Origin of the sequence: Nocardia sp. No.11 (assembly GCF_038752175.1) — a bacterium.
GTDB classification, from domain to species: Bacteria; Actinomycetota; Actinomycetes; order Mycobacteriales; family Mycobacteriaceae; genus Nocardia; species Nocardia canadensis.
On sequence record NZ_JBCGFB010000024.1, the window covers coordinates 13,480 to 33,386 of the forward strand.

Consider the following 19,907-nt stretch of genomic DNA (forward strand, 5'->3'; position numbering starts at 1 on the left):
GGCAATTGATTTTCTCGCGGCTCTGAGCTGGGCGGATGCCGGTCAGCGCGCGGGGTGGACGACGTGGCAGGCGCCGGTCGCGTCGACGGTGACGACCGTGTCGGCCCGGTGGTAAGCCGGGAGCTGGTGGGTGACGACGACGACCGTCCGATCCGGGGCGACCAGTCCGCTGTCCGCGTCGAGCAGGTCCAGCAGCAGCTGTTCCCCCTCGGCGGCGGCCAGGTGTTCGGTGGGCTCGTCGAGCAGCAGGGTGCGTGCCGGGGCGACCAGCGCGCGGGCGAGCAGCAGGTGGCGGCGCTGGCCGCCCGAGACCGTGGCCGCCCCGGCCGTGAGCCCGGTGTGTACCCCCTCTGGCAGCGATGCCAGCCAGGGACCGAGTCCGACGGCGCGCAACGCGGCCTCGGCGTCGGTCTCCGTCAGATCACCCTTGGCGACACGCAGGTTCTCCAGGATCGAGGTGCCGAACAGGTGGGCGTCCTCGGCGAAGAAGGTGACGCCCTCGCGCGGGGTGTCGAACAGGCCGGCCCACGCCATGAGCAAGGTCGTCTTGCCCGCCCCGCTCGGCCCGACGACGACGATCCGACGGCCCTCCGGCAGCGGAATCCACGACGAGGACAATTCCTCGACGGCTCCTCGCTGCGAGTCCGCTTCGGTGCGGGCCACGGCGCTGTGCCCGGCCGTGCCGGTCGCCTCGGCCGCGTGGGACGTCGTCGCGGTGCGGGCGGGTGAGAGCGGTGCGTCGGTGATCGTGGCCCTCTCGGCGGCACGGAGGCGGCGGAGGGCGGCGCGGGAGGTGGTCAGGGTGGTCGCGGCGGTGGGGAGGGCGCCGACGGCTTCGAAGGCCGAGAGAGGGACGAGGACCAGGATGGTGAGGGCCATCGGGGTCATGCCGCCGGGGAGTCCGCCGGTGGGCCCGTAGGCCGCGATGCCGACCAGCAGGGCGCCGAGCGCGCTGACGCCGATCGACAGCGGAGTGGCCGCGGCCGCCCACGCGCTGTGCGCCGCCGCGGTGTCCTCCGCCCGCACCGCGCGCTCGATCGCCGTGTCCGCCTGCGCGAGTGCGGCATCGAGCTTGCCCGCCACCCGCAGTTCGGCGGCGTGGTCGAGCACGGTGACCGCCTCCGCCGTGAACGCCGCGCGATCGGCCCGCACCGCCTGCTCGGCCTCCCGCGCCGCCACCCCCGCGAGCCACGGTGCGAGCATCCCCGAAACAGCAAGGGCGACAGCCAGAATCCCCGCCGCGGGCACGGAGATGAACGCGATCAGCACCACCGCCGCGATCGACAACACCACCGCGACGGCGACCGGGACCAGCACCCGCACCACGACCGCACCGAGATCATCGATATCGGCACCGATCCGCACGAGCAGATCACCCCGTCGCATCTCCCGCAGATCCCCGCCCCCACCCGAAATCGCACCCCGATCGCCGCTCCCGCCCGCAGACTCCCCCAAGTCGCCACTCCGGTCCGAGGGTTCTGTCAGATCGCCTGCGCGCTCCCATTGATCACGGCCTGTGCCCGCTGTCGCCCGCAGGTCGGTCCGTCGGCCCGACCCCGTCATCTCCGGACGATCGGCCGATGCCCCACCCCACCACCAGAGATCCGCGTGGGCGAGTGTGCGATACACCGTGGTCCGCGCCGAGGTCATCGCCCGCAGCGCCACATCATGGCTGGCCAGCCGCTCCAGGTAGCGGCACAGCCCGCGCGAGATCCCCAGTGCCCGAACCGCGACCACCGCCACGCTCAGATACAGCACCGGCGGCATCTGCCAGGCCCGCGCGATCAACCAGGCCGCCAGCGCGGCCAGCGCGAGCCCGCTGCCCAGCGCCGCCACACCCCAGGCGATCGCCACCACGACCCGCCACGGCGACAGCGCCAGCAACTGCCACATCTCCCGCAGATCCCGCACCAGCGACCCGCGCCCGGAACCCCCACGCACCGCACCGATTCCACTCATGACACCGACACCCCCGCCACCCCACGAACCACCGCACCGCCCCGGCCTCGGCCCTCCGAGCCCGCTTCACCGCCCGATCCCCCTTCGGCACCGACCGCGCCGCACCCGCAGGTTGCGGCGCTACCGCTCCAGGTGGCCTCACCGCATTCACCGGTGGTGTCCGCCGGACTGTCCGGCAACACACGCTCTGTGTCCGCTGCCACCCGTCCACCATCCGCGACTTCGCCGCGCGACTCCGCGCCGACATCGGTCGGCCGGGCGCCGTGGTCGCGGTCGGTGCACTCGCTGTCGATGCCGTTGTCCGGCAAGGTATCGGGCGACGTGCTGGTGCCGGGCACAGCCGGCGGACCGGGGTCGTCGGAGGCGCCTGCGCCGGGCGCGCTGCTTCCCTCCACCTCCACGACGACGTCGGCGGCGGCCAGCACGGTCGGGCGATGACCGATGACGACGACGGTCGCGCCCGCGGCGGCGAGGGCGCGCAGGGTGGCCAGCACCCGCTGTTCGCTGTGGGAGTCGAGGTGTGCGGTGGGTTCGTCGAGCAGGAGGATGGGGCGGCGGGCGGCCAGCACGCGGGTGAGGGCGAGGCGTTGGCGCTGGCCGAGGGACAGGCCGAGGCCGCCCTGGCCGACCCTGGTGTCCCAGCGGTCGGGGAGTTCGTCGAGCACCGCGTCGAATCCCGTCGCGGCGCTGATCTCGTCGAGGTCGGTGGCGGAGTGCGCGCCGAGCAGTGCGATGTTCTCGCGCAGGGTGCCCGGGACCAGCACCGGACGCTGGGGCAGCCAGGCGATGCGGGCCCACCAGCTGTCCGGGTCGAGGGTGCGGACGTCGGCGCCGTCGACGAGGATCGCGCCCGCCTCGGGCGAGATCAGGCCCAGAATCGCTTGCAGCGTGGTCGATTTGCCGCACCCGTTCGGTCCGGTGAGCACCGTGACCAGGCCCGGGGCCAGTTCAGCGGTCAGGCGATCCGGCGCGTTCCCGGATCGCGCGGCGATGGTCAACCCGCGCACCGCGATTCGCGAACCCCTGCCGTCGGCACGCCCAGCATCGCCCCCGGGCTCGATCGCTTCGGCGCCCTCGACGCCTATCCCGGGTTCACCCGCGACGGCGTCTTCGGCCCCACCGATCGCGCGGGCGCCGGGAACCGCCCCGCCGGACCGGGAGCCCATCGAATCCGTCTGCCCAGGAGCCGAATTCGCCAGCACCGCGAAGGCCTTGTCCGCCGCCGCCATCCCGTCCTGCGCCGCGTGGAACTTCTCCCCCACCTGCCGCAGCGGCCAGTACACCTCCGGCGCGAGGATCAGCGCGACGAGCCCGGCGTACAACGTCATCTCGCCGTAGACCAGCCGCAGACCGATGGCGACGGCGATCAGGGCGACGCTCAGGGTCGCCAGCGATTCCAGCACCATCGAGGACAGGAAGGCGATCCGCAGCGCCCGCATGGTCCGCCGGCGCAGCGAATCCCCCAGTGCCCGGACCTGATGCACCATGCTCGGCCCGTCGGGTCCCTCGCGGCCGAGGGCGCGCAGTGTCGGCATCCCGGCGAACAGGTCGAGGAGCTGGTCGGACAGGCGCGTGGTCGCGGCGAGGGTCGCCTCGGCACGGCCCTGGGTGAGCAGGCCGATGAGAATCATGAACAGCGGGATCAGCGGCACCGTGATGATGGCGATGAGCGCCGAGGTCGGATCGTGGAAGGCGATGACCACCACCACGATCGGCGGCACCAGGCAGGCCAGCAGCAGGGCGGGCAGATAACCGGTGAACCAGCCGCGCAACCCGCTGAGCCCGTTCCCGACGACCACCGCGATCTCGGTCCGGCGGGCGTCGAGTTCGCGGGGCGGCAGCTCGGCTCCGGCCCGCAGCACCGCCGACTCGAGCTCGGCGACCACCGTGGCGCCTGCCCGATGCGCCAGCCGCGCCTGCCACCAGCTCGCCGCCGTGCGCACCGCGATCGCGACCACGAGGCCGATCAATTCGCCCGTCCACGCGGCGAACTCACGCTTGCCGGGATCGGTGATCACCCCCGCGAGCACCCGGCCGAGCAGCACCGCCATCGCCACGATCGTGGCCGTGATGACCAGCGCGAGCAGCACCGACACCACCAGGTGCGGCCGCACCGAGCGGGCGTAGCGCCACAGCCGAGGGTCGACGGGCGGACGACGGCCTGCGCTCTCGCGCGCTGCGGCCGACCCGGCCGCGTCCGCCCGTGCCATCGCTCAGTCCTTGCTGCTCAGCGGCAGCCCGGTCGGCGCCGGAATCTGCTCGACGGTCAGCCGCTTGCGGAACACCCAGTACGTCCAGCCCTGGTAGACCAGCACCACCGGGGTGGCCAGCACGGCGGCCCAGCTCATCACCTTCAGCGTGTAGGCGCTGGAGGAGGCGTTGTAGATGTTCAGGTCGTACAGCGGGCTGATGGTCGAGGGCAGCACGTTCGGGTACATCGAGCCGACGATGAGCACGGTCGCCGAGGCCACGGTGAGCGTGGTGCCCACGAAGGCCCAGCCGTCGCGCCCGGCCACGTTCGCCGCGCCGGCGAGCACCAGGCCGAGCACGGCCGCGCCCAGCGCCGCCCAGGTCCAGCCGGCACCGTAGGCGAGCTGGGTCCACAGCCCGAACGCGCCGACGATCACCGCGGTCGGCACCAGCAGCAGCCGGACGATGCGCTGCGCGTCGTCGCGGACCTCGCCGCCGGTCTTGAGGACCAGGAACACCGCGCCGTGCAGCGCGAACAGGATGCCGGTCGCCAGGCCGCCGAGCAGGGCGTACGGGCTGAGCAGGTCCCAGACCGAACCGACGATCTGGCGCTTGTCGTTCAGCGGCACGCCGCGCACCAGGTTCGCGAACACCCAGCCCCAGGCCAGCGCCGGGATCCAGGAGCCGATCCCGATGCCGATGTCGCACCAGGTCCGCCACTTCGGATCGTTGATCTTGGCGCGGTACTCGATCGCGCAGATCCGCAGGATCAGCGCGACCAGCAGCAGCAACAGCGCCAGGTAGAACCCGGAGAACATGCTCGCGTACCACTCGGGGAACGCCGCGAACATCGCGCCGCCCGCGGTGATCAGCCACACCTCGTTGGCGTCCCACACGGGACCGATGGTGTTGAGCACCACGCGCCTGCGGGCATCGGAGCCCTTGCCGATGATCGGCATCAGCATGCCGACGCCGAAGTCGAAGCCCTCCAGCACGAAGTAGCCGGTGAAGAGCACGCCGATCAGGACGAACCAGAATTGCTGCAGATCCATCACCGGCTCCTAGTAAGCGAAGGAAAGTTGCTCGACGGCAGGCTCTTCCGGTTTGCGATGCCTGCCGGTGTCCGGGCCGTCGGGCCCGTCGCCCGGGGTCGGCGGCGTCGGCTCGTCCGGCCCGGCGATCGTGTACCGGCGGATCAGGTAGAACCACACCACCGCCAGCACGCCGTAGAGCAGGGTGAACACGATCAGCGAGAAGATCACCGTCGCCGGGGCGTGGTCGGAGACGGCCTGCTGCACCGTCATCCGGATGTTCGGGTCGCCGGTCGGGTTGGGCACCACCGCCCACGGCTGACGGCCCATCTCGGTGAACACCCAGCCCGCGCTGTTGGCCAGGAAGGGCGTGGGAATCGCGATCAGGCTCAGCCAGGAGAACCAGCGTTGGTCGGGCACCCGGCCGCCGCGGGTCACCCAGAAGCCGACGAGCAGCAGCAGCACCGAACCGGCGGCCAGGCCGATCATGGCGCGGAAGGACCAGTAGGTGACGAACAGGTTCGGCCGGTAGTCGCCGGGACCGTACTTGACGGTGTAGGTCTGCTGGAGGTCGACGACGCCGTCGAGGGTGACGTCGGTGAACTGGCCCTCGGCCAGGTACGGCAGCACGTAGGGCACCTCGAGCACGTGGGTGACGCTGTCGCAGTTGTTGTGGGTGCCGACGGTCAGGATGGAGAAGTCGGGGTCGGTCTGGGTGTGGCACAGCGATTCCGCCGAGGCCATCTTCATCGGCTGCTGTTGGAACATCAGCTTGCCCTGGATGTCGCCGGTGAAGATCACCGCGACACCGGCCAGCGCGACGACCACCAGCGAGGCCCGCCCCACCGGCCGCCACATGGTGCGCGCGTCCTCGAGTTTCGCCGGGTCGCCGCTGCGCGCGTTGCGCACCATCCACCAGCCGGCGATCCCGGCGACGAAGGTGCCCGCGGTGAGGAACGCGCCCGCGACGACGTGCGGGAACGCGGCCAGCGTCGTGTTGTTGGTGAGCAGCGCCCAGATGCTTTCCAGCTCAGCGCGTTTGGTCTCGGGGTTGTAGCGCGCGCCGACCGGGTGCTGCATGAACGAGTTCGCGGCGACGATGAAGTAGGCCGAGGCGTTCACACCGAAGGCGACGATCCAGATGGTCGCCAGGTGCACCAGTTTCGGGAGCCGGGTCCAGCCGAAGATCCACAGGCCGATGAACGTCGACTCCATGAAGAAGGCAATGAGCGCTTCCAGCGCCAGTGGCGCGCCGAAGATGTCGCCGATGAAGCGGGAGTACTCGCTCCAGTTCATGCCGAACTGGAATTCCTGGACGATGCCGGTCGCGACACCGATGGCGAAGTTGATCAGGAACAGTTTGCCGAAGAACTTCGTGAGCCGGTACCAGTGTTCCTTGCCGGTGATCACCCAGGCGGTCTGCATCATGGCGATCAGCGGCGCGAGGCCGATGGTCAGCGGAACGAAGATGAAGTGATAGACGGTGGTGATACCGAATTGCCACCGGGAGACGTCCACAATGTCCATCCGACCCTCCAGCTTCTACTACGACAAGTCGTAGTAGATCGTACGCCTGGATCTACCGCTGGTGAGCGTGACAACCGCCACGACACGCCGGAAAATTGCTGCACGATTGGATATACGCGGTCCGACCGGGCGATCCCGGCGCCGCAGGGGCACGCCCACCCGTGCCCCTCACACGACTCACCAGTCGCCGATGGTCCCCGGCCGTTCGATCCCCAGATCCACCATATCGATGATTTCCTGCGCATTGTCCGGTGCCGACATGCGTACGCCGTCGAGCTGGTTCACCCGCGCGGCCAGCGTGATGCTCGACAGCAGCCAGATGCTGTCGCAGTCGAACAGGTCGGCGGTGAACAGCGACTGGTACTTGCACTCCCAGCCCTGCTTCTCCGCGACCGCGAACAGCGAACGCTGCGTGACCCCGGGCAGCACTCCGCTCTTGGCTGGCGGGGTGATGAGCTGCTTGTCACGGGCGATCACCACAGTCGAGCGCGGGCCCTCGAGCACGCGGTGCTCGGTGCTGTGGAAGATCACGTCCTCGGCGCCCATCCGGCGGGCGAAGCGCAGCGCGGCCATATTGGTCGCGTAGGACAGCGTCTTCGCGCCGAGCAGCTGCCACGGCGCCGCCTGGGCGAGGTCGACCGAGATGCCACGGGCCAGCGACATCACCTTGACGCCTTCGGCGCGGGCGGTCGCGACGCGGGCCGGTACCGGGGAGACGAGCACGTACGCGGTGGGCTTGGGGTCGGTCGAGGTCAGACCGGTCGGCGCGTCGTATTCCGAGTCGCGGCCGCGGGTGTAGATGAGCCGCAGCATGCCCTCTTCCTCGGAGCCCCATTCCTTGACCGCGACCTCCACCGCGGAGCGCCATTTCGACAGCCCCGGCTCCGGCAGATCCAGCGCCTGCGCCGACCGCCGCAGCCTGGCCAAGTGGAATTCCAGCGCGGTCGCCGTGCCGCCGCGCACCAAAATAGTTTCGAAGACGCCATCGCCGCGCAGTGCGCCGATGTCGTCGGCATAAAGCGACGGCGCGTCCGCATCAGCGACCGCGCCGTCGAGTGTCACAAGAACCCGTTCTCCCATGTGACGAGCGTAGGCGTTATCGGTCCGTTATGCCTACGGCTGCGCACATTGGGGCATGCTCGGACGCCCGGCTGCGGCGTGTGTCGGTAGACGCGCCTACAGTGGTCGATGTGTCGGTGGTTGTCGCCCCCAGTCCTGTTCTCCACACTCCGGGTGCCGTCGCGGGCGCTCCGGGTTCCCCGGACGCCGCCGTCGCCTGGCATTACGGCGATCCGTTCGGCGAACAGAAGGCCGCCGCGCAGCGGGTCGCGGTGGTCGATCGCTCGCATCGCAGCGTCGCCAGGATCACCGGCGCCGAGCGCCTGAGCTGGCTGCACACCATCACCAGCCAGCACATCGCCGCGCTGCCCGACGGGCACAGCGCCGAGAATCTGGACCTCGACCTCAACGGCCGGGTGCTGCACCACTTCGTACTCACCGATCTCGACGGCACCGTCTGGCTCGACACCGAGGCCGAGCGCGGCGCCGACCTGCTGTCGTTCCTCCAGAAGATGGTCTTCTGGGCCGACGCCAAGCCCGAGGCCGCGCCCGACTACGCCGTGCTGAGCCTGCTCGGTCCCCGCGTCGCGACGCTGCTCGACGCGCTCGGTGTCGAGGCGCTGCCCGAGGTGTACGCCGCCGTCGCCCTGCCGGGCGGCGGTTTCCTGCGCCGCATGCCGTGGCCGAGCGCCGATTCCTTCGATCTCGTCGTCCCCCGCGCCGAGCTCACCACCTGGTGGACCAAGCTCACCCAGGCCGGGGCCGAGCCCGCGGGGATGTGGGCGTTCGAGGCCCTGCGGGTGGCCGAGCTGCGGCCCCGGATCGGCGTCGACACCGACGAGCGCACCATCCCGCACGAGGCCCGCTGGATCGGCGACGTCGACGAGCACGGCGCGGTGCACCTGAACAAGGGCTGCTACCGCGGCCAGGAGACGGTCGCCCGGGTGCACAATCTGGGCAAGCCGCCGCGCAACCTGGTGCTGTTGCACCTGGACGGTTCCGCCGACGAACGCCCCGCCGTCGGCGACGACGTCACCGCGGGTGGCCGCACGGTCGGCAGGCTCGGCACGGTCGTCGACCACTACGAACTCGGCCCGATCGCGCTGGCGCTGATCAAACGGTCGGTCCCCGCGGGCACCGAACTGGTGGTCGGCTCCATGGCCGCCGCCATCGACCCCGACTCGATCCCCGCCGACGATGTCGTGCAGGCGGGCCGGGCCGCTGTCGACCGGCTGCGCGGGCGATGAGCCGCGAGCTCATGCGTGTCGGTGACACCGGCCGGGTCGAGGCCGTGTGCGTCGTGCACGCCGAACTCGAGGTGCGTACCCGCGTCGGCCGCACCGCGATCGACAAGCGCCCGGTCGACGGGCGAGTCGCGGTCGGCGTGCTGGGCTTGGCCGGCGACCACGTCTGCGACACCGTCAACCACGGCGGCGTGCACCAGGCCGTCTACGCCTACGCCGACGAGGACGCCCGCCGCTGGGCGAGCGAACTCGACCGCGAGCTTCCCGCGGGCTGGTTCGGCGAGAACCTGCGGCTGAGCGGGCTCCCGATCAGCGACGCGGTGCTCGGCGCGCACCTGGCCATCGGCGACACCCTGCTCGAGGTCAGCGCCCCGCGCGTCCCGTGCTCGACCTTCCAGCAGTGGGCGGGTGAGCGGCAGTGGGTCAAGCGCTTCACGCTCCAGTCCGATACCGGCGCCTACTTCCGGGTCCTCACCGAGGGCACGATCGGCGCGGGTGACGAGGTCCGCGTGGTCGCGGTGCCCGGCCACGGCATCACCGTGCGCGATCTGTTCACCGGCGCCGACCCCGCCCTGCTGGAGCGCCTGCGCACCGAGGAGCCGACCATCTCCGACGATGTCCGCATGCAGATCGACCGGCACACCCGGACCCGGGCCGGCGTCACCGTGGAGGTCAGCCCATGAGCGTGGAACTGGTCGAGGTGGTCCGTTCGGGCTTCCGGGAGTGCGTGCACCGCGGATCGGTGGTCGTGCTCGACGCCGACGGCACGCCGACGCTCGAACTCGGCGAGGTGCACGGCCCGATCTTCCCCCGCTCGACCAACAAGCCGATGCAGGCGTTGACCCTGCTGCGCAACGGTTTCGACCCCGTCGACGACGCCGAGCTGGCCGTGGCCACCGCCTCCCATTTCGGCGAGCCCGACCACATCGTCCTGGTCCGCAGGCTGCTCGACCGCTACGGCTTCACCCCGTCCGACCTCGCCTGCCCGCCCGACCTGCCCTTCGAGGAACGGGCCCGCGCCGCCGCGCTCACCGGCTCGGGTCCGAGCCCGCTGTACATGAACTGCTCGGGCAAACACGCGGCGATGCTGGCCACCTGCGTGATCAACGACTGGCCGCGCACCGGGTATCTCGAGGTCGAGCACCCGTTGCAGCAGGCCGTGCTCGCCACCGTCGCCGACGTCACCGGCGAACCGGAGACCGACCTGGGCATCGACGGCTGCGGCCTGCCGATCGTGCCCGTCTCGCTGATCAATCTCGCGCGCGCGTTCGCCGGCTTCACCACGGCCGAGCCCGGTACCGCGCCGCGCCGGATCGCCGATGCCGTTCGGGCGAATCCGCGAGTGATTTCGGGCACGAAGGGCCCGGACCTGCTGGCCATGGCGGCCACCCCCGGCCTGTTCTGCAAGATCGGCGCCGACGGTGTGCACGCCGGCGCGCTGCCCGACGGCAGGGCCTTCGCGTACAAGATCGACGACGGTCACGACCGGGCCCGGATGCCGCTGACGCTGGCGATTCTGCGCAGACTCGGGGTCGACTGGACCGACCAGCACACCGAGCTCGCGGCCACCGCGGTGCTCGGCGGCGACGCCAGAGTCGGCGTCATCCGCGCGATCCCGGGCGTGCTCTGAGACCAGGCGGTCTGGGCGAAGAAGGGGCAAACGGCGGCGGTTCGGCAGTTCTTCACCCACTCCTGGGAGCGCGACCGTCTAACACACGCTAAAGTGTCTGTCAGGAAGAGTATTAATTCGAACGGGGCCGCCAACAAACCCCAGGCCGCCCCGCAGTGACGCGAGGGGGTCAGCCATGGGCCGTGGCCGGGCTAAGGCAAAGCAGACCAAAGTCGCACGTGAGCTCAAGTACAGCTCCGCGCCGACCGACTTCGCGAGCCTTCAGCGCGAGCTGTCGGATAGCACTCCGCTCCACTCCCAACCAAGGAGTGGCGGCGTACTTTCCGATGAGCACGACGCAGACGATTCGCCGTCCCGTTGGAACAACGAGGACGACGACTACGACAGCTGGCGTCGCTGATCGAACGCCGGTGAAAAGGGGGAGGCCACGCGGCCTCCCCCTTCAACCGTTGTTCCGGCAGCGACCCAGGCTCGCAGCAGTACGGCGAACATCCGAATAGACGACGAGCGTCCTGTGCACACACAGGACGCTCGTCGTGTTCGCCGCCTCGGGACCCCGACCGCCCCGAGCCGACGGGCACCTACCCCACTCGTGAGGGATAGCCGTTCCTACGGCGAACAAAACACGCCGTTGCAAAGACGTGAGCCGGGTCGCGGCGGCGACCCGGCTCAGGTGGTGGACGGAGTGCGTCAGAACCTGGGGTGATCGCCCAGCAGCACGGCGCGCGGGGCGTCGGCGTCGGCGGCCTTCTTGACCTGGCCCAGGGTCCAGCAGTCGATGTGGCGGGCGGTGAGCACCGCCAGCGCGCGATCGGCGTCCTCGGGCGCGACGATGGCGACCATGCCGACGCCCATGTTGAACGTCTTCTCCATCTCGACCCGCTCGACCCGGCCGCGCTGAGCGATCATCTTGAACACCGGCGCCGGGTTCCAGGTGCCGCGGTCCAGTTCGGCGACCAGGCCGGCGGGCAGCACGCGCGCCAGGTTGGCGGCCAGGCCACCACCGGTGACGTGCGAGAAGGTGCGCACATCGGTCTCGGCGATCAGCGCCAGGCAGTCCTTGGCGTAGATGCGGGTCGGCTCGAGCAGTTCCTCACCGAGGGTGCGGCCGAACTCCTCGACATAGCCGGTCAGCGACATCCGGTCGATGTCGAGCAGGACCTTGCGGGCCAGGCTGTAGCCGTTGGAGTGCAGGCCCGAGGAGCCCATCGCGATGACGACGTCGCCGGGGCGCACGCGGTCGGGGCCGAGCACCGAGTCGGCCTCGACGACGCCGACGCCGGTGGCGGACAGGTCGTAGTCGTCGGGGTCCATCAGGCCCGGGTGCTCCGCGGTCTCGCCGCCGAGCAGCGCGCAGCCTGCCTTGATGCAGCCCTCGGCGATGCCGGAGACCAGCTCGGCGACCTTCTCCGGGACGACCTTGCCGATGGCGATGTAGTCCTGCAGGAACAGCGGCTCGGCGCCACAGACCACCAGGTCGTCGACGACCATGGCGACCAGGTCGAGGCCGACGGTGTCGTGCTTGTCCAGCGCCTGGGCGACGGCGATCTTCGTGCCGACACCGTCGGTCGACGCGGCCAGCAGCGGCTCGCGGTATCCGCCCTTGAGGGCGAACAGGCCGGCGAAGCCGCCTAGCCCACCCTGCACCTCGGGTCGGCTGGCCTTCTTCGCCAATGGTCCGAACAATTCGACGGCGCGGTCACCGGCTTCGATGTCCACGCCTGCCGCGGCGTAGGAAGCGCCGGCACCGCTGGGGGTCTGTTCAGTCATTGTGGGGGAAAGCTCCAAACCGAATCGGCGGACAGATGCCTAGTAACTCTAAGTGATCCGCCGGTTCAGCTGTCGTTCGGCTCCTGCCCCCGACTCGCCCGCTGCGCTCCCTCATGTGCTCATTGTTCCAGCTCCGTGGCGAAAGTGGCGGCGATCTCAGCTCGGCGACCGCGCTGTTGGACGGGGTCGGGAACCGGAACCGCGGCGACGAGACGGCGGGTGTACTCGTGGCGCGGATGGCGCAGGATCTGTTCGTTGTCGCCTTCCTCGACGCAGGATCCCTCGCGCAGCACCATGATCCGATCGGCGAGCTGGTCGACGACGGCGAGATCGTGGCTGATGAACAGGCAGGCCCAGCCGCACTCGCGTTGCAGCTGCGCGAACAGCTCGAGCACCGCGGCCTGCACCGAGACGTCGAGCGCGCTGGTCGGCTCGTCGGCCACCAGCAGGTCCGGATCGAGCACCAGCGCCCTGGCCAGGCTGGCCCGCTGCCGCTGCCCACCGGACAGCTCGTGTGGGTAGCGCTTCTCGGTGCCCGCGGGCAGCTGGACGTCGTCGAGCAACGTCCTGACCCTGGCCGCGATGGCGGCCCGGTCGCCGGTGCGGTGCACCACCATCGGCTCGGCCACGCACTCGCCGATCGTCAGGCGCGGGTTGAGCGAGCCGGCCGGGTCCTGGAACACGAACCCGAAGCGCCGTCGGATCGGGCGCAGCTTGCGCTGGGACAGCTCGGCGATGTCCTGCCCGCGGATCAGCACCCGCCCCGAGGTCGGCCGTTGCAGCGCCGCCACGCACCGGCCGATCGTCGACTTGCCCGATCCCGACTCCCCGACCAGCCCGAGGGTCTCCCCCGGCCGGATCCGCAGGCTCACCCCGTCGACGGCCCGGAACGCGGGGCGTCCGAACGGCCCAGGGAACTGGACGACCAGATCGCGCACCTCGAGCACCGGCTCGGCCTCGGGGTCGATCGCCGGCCGCTCGATGGTCGCCGCGCCCAGATGCGGGACGGCATCGAGCAGCGCCCTGGTGTACTCGGCGCGCGGGCTGGCGAACAGCTCGTGCACCGGCGCCTGTTCGACGACCTCGCCCGCCCGCATCACCACCACCCGGTCGGCCAGGTCGGCGACCACACCCATGTTGTGGGTGATCAGCACGATCGCGCTGCCCAGCCGGTCGCGCAGGTCGCGCAGCAGTTCCAGGATCTCGGCCTGCACGGTGACGTCGAGCGCGGTGGTCGGCTCGTCGGCGATGATCACCTTGGGCTCGCAGGCGATGGCGATCGCGATCATCACCCGCTGCTTCTGCCCGCCGGAGAGCTGATGCGGGTAGTAGTCGACCCGGTGCTCCGGATCGGGGAGCCCGACCGTGCGCAACAGCTCGATCGCCTTGGCACGGGCGTCCTTGCGGCTCGTCCCGCTGTGCGCGCGCAGGGCTTCGCAGATCTGGAAGCCCGCGGTGAACAGGGGATCCAGCGCGCGGGCGGGTTCCTGGAAGACCATCGAGACCTCGCCGCCGCGCAGCGCGGTCAGCTGCTTCTCGGTCATCGAGGTCACCGCGCGGTCGCCCAGGGTGACCAGCCCGCGCACCTGGGCGGTGTGCGGCAGCAGCCCGATCGCGGTGCGCGAACTGACCGACTTCCCCGAGCCGGACTCGCCGACGATGGCGAGCACCTCGCCGGGGAACACCTCGTAGGACACCTCGCGCACGGCCGCGACCGGCCCGCTGTCGGTGGCGAAGGTCACCGACAGTCCCGACACCGACAGCGCGGGTGTTCGGGTTGCGGTCTCAGTCATCGGCCGTCTCCTTCTCGTCCACCGTGGTGACCGCGCGCCGGGTCCGCAGCAGCGGGTTCAGTGTCTCGTCGATGCTCTCCCCGACCAACGTCATCCCGAGCACGACGAGCACGATCGCGGTGCCGGGGAAGATCGAGGTCCACCAGATCCCGTTGGACACGTCGTTGAGCGCCTTGTTCAGGTCGTAGCCCCACTCGGCGGCCTGGGTCGGCTCGATGCCGAAGCCGAGGAAGCCGAGCGCGGCCAGCGTCAGGATGGCGTCGGCGGCGTTGATGGTGATGATCACCGGCAGCGAGCCGGTGACGTTGGACAGGATGTGCCGGAACATGATTCGCGCCGTCGAGGCGCCGGTGACCCGCGCCGCGTCCACGTACGGCTCGGTCTTCACCGCCACCGTCGCGTTGCGCACGACCCGGAAGTACTGCGGCACATAGACGACCGTGATCGCGATCGCCGCCGACAGCATGCCGCCGAGACTGCTCGACGTGCCGCCCGCGACGACGATCGACACCACGATCGCCAGCAGCAGCGTCGGGAACGCGTAGATGGCGTCCATGACCAGCACCAGCACCCGGTCCACCCAGCGCCCGACGTACCCCGACAGCAGCCCCAGCGGCACGCCGACCAGCAGCGAGAGCACCACCGCGATCACGATCACCAGCAGCGCGGTGCGCGCGCCGAACAGCACCCGGGAGAACACGTCCTCGCTGCGCACCGAGGTACCGAACCAGTGCTCGGCCGATGGCCCCTGCTGTGGCACGAAAGCCACACCGTCGGCGCTGTTCTGGGCCAGCCCATACGGCGCGAGCAGCGGCGCGAACACCGCGACGAAGACGAAGCCGGTGACCAGCACCAGCCCCGTGATCAGCGTGATCCGTTGCAGCCCAGCGGTCATCGACAGCAGCCCGGCGCCCGGTATCCGGCGCCGCTTCACCGTTGCGGTGCTCATCAGAACCTCACCCTCGGGTCGATCAGCGCGACGACGGCGTCGACGACGAAACTCATCACCGCGACCAGCAACGCGATGAACGCGACAATGCCCTGCACCGCGATGAAGTCCCGCGCCCGCAGATACTCGGCGAGCTGATAGCCCAGGCCCTTCCACTCGAAGGTGGTCTCGGTGAGCACCGCGCCGCCGAGCATCATCGCGATGCACATCCCCATCACCGTGATGATCGGGATCAGCGCGTTGCGCATCGCGTGCCTGCCGGTGACCACCCGTGCGGACAGTCCGCGCGCTCGCGCCGCCTCGACGAAATCGCTGCGCAGCGTCTGGATCAGGTTCACCCGCACCAGCCGCAGGAAGATGCCGCCGGTGAGCAGGCCGAGCGCGACGGCGGGCAGCACCGCGTGCTCGAGTACGTCGAGCACGTAGGACGGTTCGCCGTACAGGATCGAGTCGATGATCAGGATGTTCGTCTTCGGCGAGACGTGCTGGAGCGCGAGTTCCACGTCGGTGCTCGCCCGCCCGCCGACCGGGAACCAGCCCAGCCACACCGAGAAGATCAGCTTGAGCAGCATGCCGACGAAGAACACCGGGGCCGCGTAGGCCAGCACCGCGGCGAACCGCAGCACCGCGTCCGACGTCGAATCCCGATGCGTCGCCGCGTATCTGCCCAGCGGCACACCGATCGCGAAGGCGACCAGCAAGCCCCAGAACACCAGCTCGAACGTAGCGGCGCCGTAGGTGATCACCACATCGCCGATCGCCTGATTGTCCTGGGTCCGCCCGAAATCGCCGTGCAGGAAGCCGGTGATGTACTCCCAGTACTGGGTCAGGATCGGTCGATTGAGCCCCGCGGCCTCCTTGCGCTGCTCGATCTGATCCTGGGTCAGCCTGCCGCCCATGGCCGCGCTGATCGGGTCACCGATCACCCGCATCAGGAAGAACACCACCGTCACCAGCAACCACGCGGTCGGCAGGATCAGCAGCAGCCGGATCAGCAGGTACCGCAGCAGAGCCACCTGGCGGGAACCCCCGCCGCGCGTCCACCCGAAACGCCGCACCCGGATCAGCGATCCGGATGCGGCGGGAACGTCACTCACTTGCTCAGTACCGTGAACCGGAACTTGAAGGAGCCGTCGAGGGTCTGATCGACGCCGGAGACGCCGGGCTTGGACACCGCGACCTGCTTACCCGAGAGCAACGGGAGCGTGGGCAGGAAGTTCTGCGCCAGATCGGTCTGGATCTTGCGCAACAGCTCGACCCGCTTGGCCGGATCGGCTTCGGTGGTCTCGGCGGTCAGCTGGGCGTTGATGCCGGGATTCTCGAAGTGCGACTGCAGGAAGTTGTTCGGGCCGAAGAACGGCGAGAGGTAGTTGTCGGCGTCCGGGAAGTCCGGGAACCAGCCGAACTGGTACATCGGGTAGCCGTCGGAGGCCCGTTCCTTCTGGTAGGTCACCCATTCGGTGGACTGCAGGTTCACCTTGAACAGGCCGGAGGCCTCGAGCTGGGACTTCACCGCGGCGTACTCCTCGGAGGAGCTGGAACCGTAGTGGTCCGGGTTGTACTGCAGGTTGAGCGTCACCGGCGTGGCCACGCCCGCGTCGGCGAGGAACTTCGCCGCCAGCGTCTTGTCCGGCTTGGCGCCGTAGAGCTGCTTGAGCGGCTCGGCCGCACCCGTCATCCCCTGCGGGACATAGCCGTACGCGGGCTGATAGGTGTTCTTGTACACCGCCGAGGCCAGCGCCTCGCGGTCCACCGAGGACGCCAGCGCCTTGCGCACGGCCAGCTTCTGCTCGGGGGTGTTGCCCGGCATGGTGTTCATGTTGAACACGATGTAGCGCAGCTCGCCGCCGGGACCGTCGGTCACCTTCACCTTGGAGTCGGCACGCAGGGAGTCGATGTCGGTGGGCGTGAACGAGCGGTAGCCGACGTCGATGGCGCCGTTCTGCAGGTCCAGTTTGAGGTTGTCGGAGGTGGCGTAGTACTTGGTCGAGACCGTGGAGTTCTTCGGCGTGCCGAGGATGCCCTGGTAGTCCGGGTTGGCCTGGTATTCGACCAGCTTGTTCTTGTCGTAGCTGGTGATCGTGTACGGGCCGGAATAGCCCTTGCCCTGGACGACTTCGTCGTCGGTGGCGACCTTGTCGGCGGGGAACACCCGCTCGTCGACGATCGGTCCGGCCTGGGTCGGCAGGATCGTCGGGAAGGTCTGATCGTTGGCGACCTTCAGCGTGAAGGCGACGGTGAGATCGTCGACCACCTCGGTCTTGTCGAGGTTGCCGAGCAGCGAGGCGGGACCGTGCGGATCGTTGATCTTCAGCATCCGGTCGAAGGAGAACTTGACGCTCTTGGCGGTCAACGGATTTCCGCTGGCGAATTTCAGCCCGGATTTGATCTTGCACGTGTACACGGTGGGCGTGCTGAACTCACACTTCTCCGCCGCGTCGGGCTTGGGCGTGGTGTCGCCGGGCGCGAAATTCAGCAGATACGAATAGATCTGGTTCTCCACCAGCAGCGAGCCGTTGTCGTAGGCCGCCGCCGGGTCGAGCGAGAAGATCTTGTCCGTCGTGCCGACGACCAGCCCCGCCCCGGACCCCGCCTCATCGGTGCGCCCCGAACCGCAGCCCGCCAGCGCGGCCGCGACCACCGCCGCGACACCTACTGCGGCAACTTGTTTCGCGCGATTCCTGCGGGCGCTCATTGCACTGTTCAACATCAGGTCCCATTCTCGAACGCCGCGTCGTCGCCGCGCCTGGATCACAGGAGCGGCGACCACGCGGTGAGCCAGCGATATATCGGGGGACCGTACAGGCGAACCATTACCGCCCAGTTTCAAATCGGGCGAAAAATTGCGGGGATGTTATGAACTAATCTTACGTAATTATCGTTGACCGGAATTATTCACGTACACAACGCAAAAGGGGCCGATCAGGTTTATCCTGACCGGCCCCTGCTGGACTGCGACGCGGCGCTACGGCCTGCTCAGCGCGTCGACATTGACGTTCTCGCCCAGCAGCTTCGCCTCCGGCTGACCCGAGAGCATGCCCTCGAGGACGTTCTTGCCGATGGCCGCTTCCTGCGGCAGCGGGATCGGGTAGTCGCCGGTGAAGCAGGCGGTGCACAGCCGAGTGGCCGGCTGCTCGGTGGCGGCGATCATGCCCTCGGTGGAGATGTAGCCGAGGCTGTCGGCGCCGATCGAGCGGCGCACGTTCTCGACCATGTCGACGTAGCTGTCGTCGGCGCCCGTGCCGTTGGCGATCAGCTCCGCGCGCGAGGCGAAGTCGATGCCGTAGAAGCAGGGCCACTTCACCGGCGGCGAGGCGATGCGGACGTGGATCTCCAGCGCGCCCGCCTCCCGCAGCATGCGAATCAGCGCGCGCTGGGTGTTGCCGCGCACGATCGAGTCGTCGACGACGATGAGCCGCTTGCCGCGGATCACCTCGCGCAGCGGGTTGAGCTTGAGCCGGATGCCGAGCTGGCGGATGGTCTGGCTCGGCTGGATGAAGGTGCGGCCCACATAGGCGTTCTTCATCAGGCCCTGGCCGTAGGGAATGCCGGAGCCCTGCGCGTAGCCGACCGCGGCGGGCGTGCCCGACTCGGGCACCGGGATCACCAGATCGGCCTCGATCGGATGCTCCTTGGCCAGCTTGCGGCCGATCTCCACGCGGGTGGAGTGCACCGAGCGGCCGGCGATGGTGGTGTCGGGGCGAGCCAGGTACACGTACTCGAAGACGCAACCCTTGGGCTCGGGGTTGGCGAAGCGCATCGAGCGCACGCCGTCGGAGTCGATGGCCAGCAGCTCGCCCGGCTCGATCTCGCGGACGAACGCGGCGCCGACGATGTCGAGCGCGGCGGTCTCGGAGGCGACCACCCAGCCGCGGTCGAGCCTGCCCAGCACCAGCGGGCGCACGCCGTGCGGGTCACGCGCGGCGTAGAGGGTGTGCTCGTCCATGAAGGTCAGGCAGAACGCGCCGCGCAGTTGCGGCAGCAGCTCCATCGCGGCCTGCTCGATGCTCGAGTCGGCGGCGGCGTGCGCCAGCAGCGCGGTGACGATATCGGAATCGGAGGTCGCGCCGGTCATCTGCGGGCGACCGTCGATCACGCCCGCTCCGATCAGGCCCAATTCGCGTGCGCGACCGGCCAGTTCGGCGGTGTTGACCAGGTTGCCGTTGTGGCCGAGCGCCAGGCCGGAGCCGACGGCGGTGGTGCGGAAGATCGGCTGCGCGTTCTCCCAGGTGACGCCACCGGTGGTGGAGTAGCGACAGTGACCGACGGCGATATGCCCCGGCATCGCGCCTAGCGTCTGCTCGTCGAAGACCTGGGAGACCAGGCCGAGATCCTTGAAGACCAGGATCTGGGAGCCGTCGGAGACGGCGATACCGGCCGCCTCCTGCCCGCGATGCTGCAGGGCGTAGAGGCCGTAGTAGGTGAGCTTGGCGACGTCCTCATCGGGAGCCCAGACGCCGAAGACGCCACACTCCTCGCGGGGCTCGTTCTCGGGCTCGTGGGGGTCATTCACCGTTTGCTCCCTGTTCGGGCGGGCTGGGGGCACCCGTCATTCTACGGGTGTTCAGGGTCTCGACGTACACCGCGGCGCAAACCTGGCGCAATCGACCGTGTGCGATCACCCAGATTCCGGGGGCACAGCTGCTACCGTGCCGATCGTGACCACCGATGACAGTGCGCACGAATCAGCCGATTCCCCGGCGTTACCCACCGTCAACGCCGATTCGGCGCCGAAGGATTCCGATACCTCACCCG

The 19,907-nt window shown here is 69.5% G+C and carries 15 protein-coding genes; 4 read left to right on the forward strand and 11 right to left on the reverse strand.

The annotated features are described in order from the left end of the window. Positions 1 to 42 precede the first annotated feature (42 nt). The 5 genes from cydC to V8688_RS10300 form a co-directional block, all read right to left on the reverse strand. On the reverse strand, positions 43 to 1,893 hold the full coding sequence (gene cydC, locus V8688_RS10280) for a thiol reductant ABC exporter subunit CydC (RefSeq protein ID WP_342800703.1): 1,851 nt from the start codon (positions 1,891 to 1,893) through the stop codon (positions 43 to 45). 62 nt (positions 1,894 to 1,955) lie between these two features. Then, the gene (cydD, locus tag V8688_RS10285) at positions 1,956 to 4,169 is read right to left on the reverse strand and encodes a thiol reductant ABC exporter subunit CydD (RefSeq protein ID WP_342800690.1); all 2,214 of its coding nucleotides are present in this window, start codon (positions 4,167 to 4,169) and stop codon (positions 1,956 to 1,958) included. Positions 4,170 to 4,172: 3 nt separating this feature from the next. Further along, positions 4,173 to 5,201: a cytochrome d ubiquinol oxidase subunit II gene (cydB, locus tag V8688_RS10290; protein WP_218718762.1), complete on the reverse strand. Its 1,029-nt coding sequence runs from the start codon at positions 5,199 to 5,201 to the stop codon at positions 4,173 to 4,175. Positions 5,202 to 5,210: 9 nt separating this feature from the next. Beyond that, positions 5,211 to 6,707, reverse strand: a complete 1,497-nt coding sequence (locus V8688_RS10295) for a cytochrome ubiquinol oxidase subunit I (protein WP_218718761.1) — start codon at positions 6,705 to 6,707, stop codon at positions 5,211 to 5,213. 177 nt (positions 6,708 to 6,884) lie between these two features. Next, the gene (locus tag V8688_RS10300; protein WP_218718760.1) at positions 6,885 to 7,787 is read right to left on the reverse strand and encodes an aminodeoxychorismate lyase; all 903 of its coding nucleotides are present in this window, start codon (positions 7,785 to 7,787) and stop codon (positions 6,885 to 6,887) included. Positions 7,788 to 7,888: 101 nt separating this feature from the next. Between V8688_RS10300 and V8688_RS10305 the strand changes: the two genes are divergently transcribed. From V8688_RS10305 to V8688_RS10320, 4 genes are all read left to right on the forward strand, one after another. Further along, entirely contained in the window at positions 7,889 to 9,013 is a 1,125-nt protein-coding gene (locus V8688_RS10305; protein ID WP_342800691.1) for a folate-binding protein YgfZ, read from the forward strand. 11 nt (positions 9,014 to 9,024) lie between these two features. Then, entirely contained in the window at positions 9,025 to 9,693 is a 669-nt protein-coding gene (locus V8688_RS10310; protein WP_342800692.1) for an MOSC domain-containing protein, read from the forward strand. Then, a complete protein-coding gene (locus V8688_RS10315) occupies positions 9,690 to 10,640 on the forward strand; it encodes an asparaginase (protein ID WP_342800693.1) in 951 nt (316 codons plus the stop codon). The genes V8688_RS10310 and V8688_RS10315 overlap by 4 nt, the downstream gene beginning before the upstream one ends. 175 nt (positions 10,641 to 10,815) lie before the next feature. After that, positions 10,816 to 11,040, forward strand: a complete 225-nt coding sequence (locus tag V8688_RS10320; protein WP_218718756.1) for a DUF3073 domain-containing protein — start codon at positions 10,816 to 10,818, stop codon at positions 11,038 to 11,040. A gap of 290 nt (positions 11,041 to 11,330) precedes the next feature. On the opposite strand, the gene purM is transcribed toward V8688_RS10320, so the two are convergent. The 6 genes from purM to purF form a co-directional block, all read right to left on the reverse strand. Further along, positions 11,331 to 12,410 (reverse strand): phosphoribosylformylglycinamidine cyclo-ligase, encoded by a 1,080-nt coding sequence (gene purM, locus V8688_RS10325; protein ID WP_019044841.1) that lies wholly within the window; start codon positions 12,408 to 12,410, stop codon positions 11,331 to 11,333. A gap of 119 nt (positions 12,411 to 12,529) precedes the next feature. Next, positions 12,530 to 14,203, reverse strand: coding sequence for an ABC transporter ATP-binding protein (locus V8688_RS10330; RefSeq protein ID WP_316573433.1), 1,674 nt, complete (start codon positions 14,201 to 14,203; stop codon positions 12,530 to 12,532). Then, positions 14,196 to 15,152, reverse strand: coding sequence for an ABC transporter permease (locus tag V8688_RS10335; RefSeq protein ID WP_218718754.1), 957 nt, complete (start codon positions 15,150 to 15,152; stop codon positions 14,196 to 14,198). Before V8688_RS10335 ends, V8688_RS10330 begins: the two co-directional genes overlap by 8 nt. Next, complete coding sequence (locus V8688_RS10340; RefSeq protein WP_255587857.1) at positions 15,152 to 16,162, reverse strand: ABC transporter permease; 1,011 nt, start codon at positions 16,160 to 16,162, stop codon at positions 15,152 to 15,154. Before V8688_RS10340 ends, V8688_RS10335 begins: the two co-directional genes overlap by 1 nt. Before the next feature lie 83 nt (positions 16,163 to 16,245). After that, positions 16,246 to 17,862, reverse strand: a complete 1,617-nt coding sequence (locus V8688_RS10345; protein ID WP_255587836.1) for an ABC transporter substrate-binding protein — start codon at positions 17,860 to 17,862, stop codon at positions 16,246 to 16,248. A 255-nt stretch (positions 17,863 to 18,117) separates the two neighbouring features. Further along, positions 18,118 to 19,665 (reverse strand): amidophosphoribosyltransferase, encoded by a 1,548-nt coding sequence (purF, locus tag V8688_RS10350; RefSeq protein ID WP_308248498.1) that lies wholly within the window; start codon positions 19,663 to 19,665, stop codon positions 18,118 to 18,120. Positions 19,666 to 19,907: the final 242 nt, after the last annotated feature.

Bases quoted from the DNA above. Each gene is read 5' to 3' on its own strand.
- purM (WP_019044841.1), bottom strand. From the start codon at position 12,410: ATGACTGAACAGACCCCCAGCGGTGCCGGCGCTTCCTACGCCGCGGCA.
- cydD (WP_342800690.1), bottom strand. From the start codon at position 4,169: ATGGCACGGGCGGACGCGGCCGGGTCGGCCGCAGCGCGCGAGAGCGCA.
- V8688_RS10335 (WP_218718754.1), bottom strand. From the start codon at position 15,152: ATGAGCACCGCAACGGTGAAGCGGCGCCGGATACCGGGCGCCGGGCTG.
- cydB (WP_218718762.1), bottom strand. From the start codon at position 5,201: ATGGATCTGCAGCAATTCTGGTTCGTCCTGATCGGCGTGCTCTTCACC.
- V8688_RS10300 (WP_218718760.1), bottom strand. From the start codon at position 7,787: ATGGGAGAACGGGTTCTTGTGACACTCGACGGCGCGGTCGCTGATGCG.
- V8688_RS10315 (WP_342800693.1), top strand. From the start codon at position 9,690: ATGAGCGTGGAACTGGTCGAGGTGGTCCGTTCGGGCTTCCGGGAGTGC.
- cydC (WP_342800703.1), bottom strand. From the start codon at position 1,893: ATGTGGCAGTTGCTGGCGCTGTCGCCGTGGCGGGTCGTGGTGGCGATC.
- V8688_RS10320 (WP_218718756.1), top strand. From the start codon at position 10,816: ATGGGCCGTGGCCGGGCTAAGGCAAAGCAGACCAAAGTCGCACGTGAG.
- V8688_RS10295 (WP_218718761.1), bottom strand. From the start codon at position 6,707: ATGGACATTGTGGACGTCTCCCGGTGGCAATTCGGTATCACCACCGTC.
- V8688_RS10330 (WP_316573433.1), bottom strand. From the start codon at position 14,203: ATGACTGAGACCGCAACCCGAACACCCGCGCTGTCGGTGTCGGGACTG.
- V8688_RS10345 (WP_255587836.1), bottom strand. From the start codon at position 17,862: ATGTTGAACAGTGCAATGAGCGCCCGCAGGAATCGCGCGAAACAAGTT.
- V8688_RS10310 (WP_342800692.1), top strand. From the start codon at position 9,025: ATGCGTGTCGGTGACACCGGCCGGGTCGAGGCCGTGTGCGTCGTGCAC.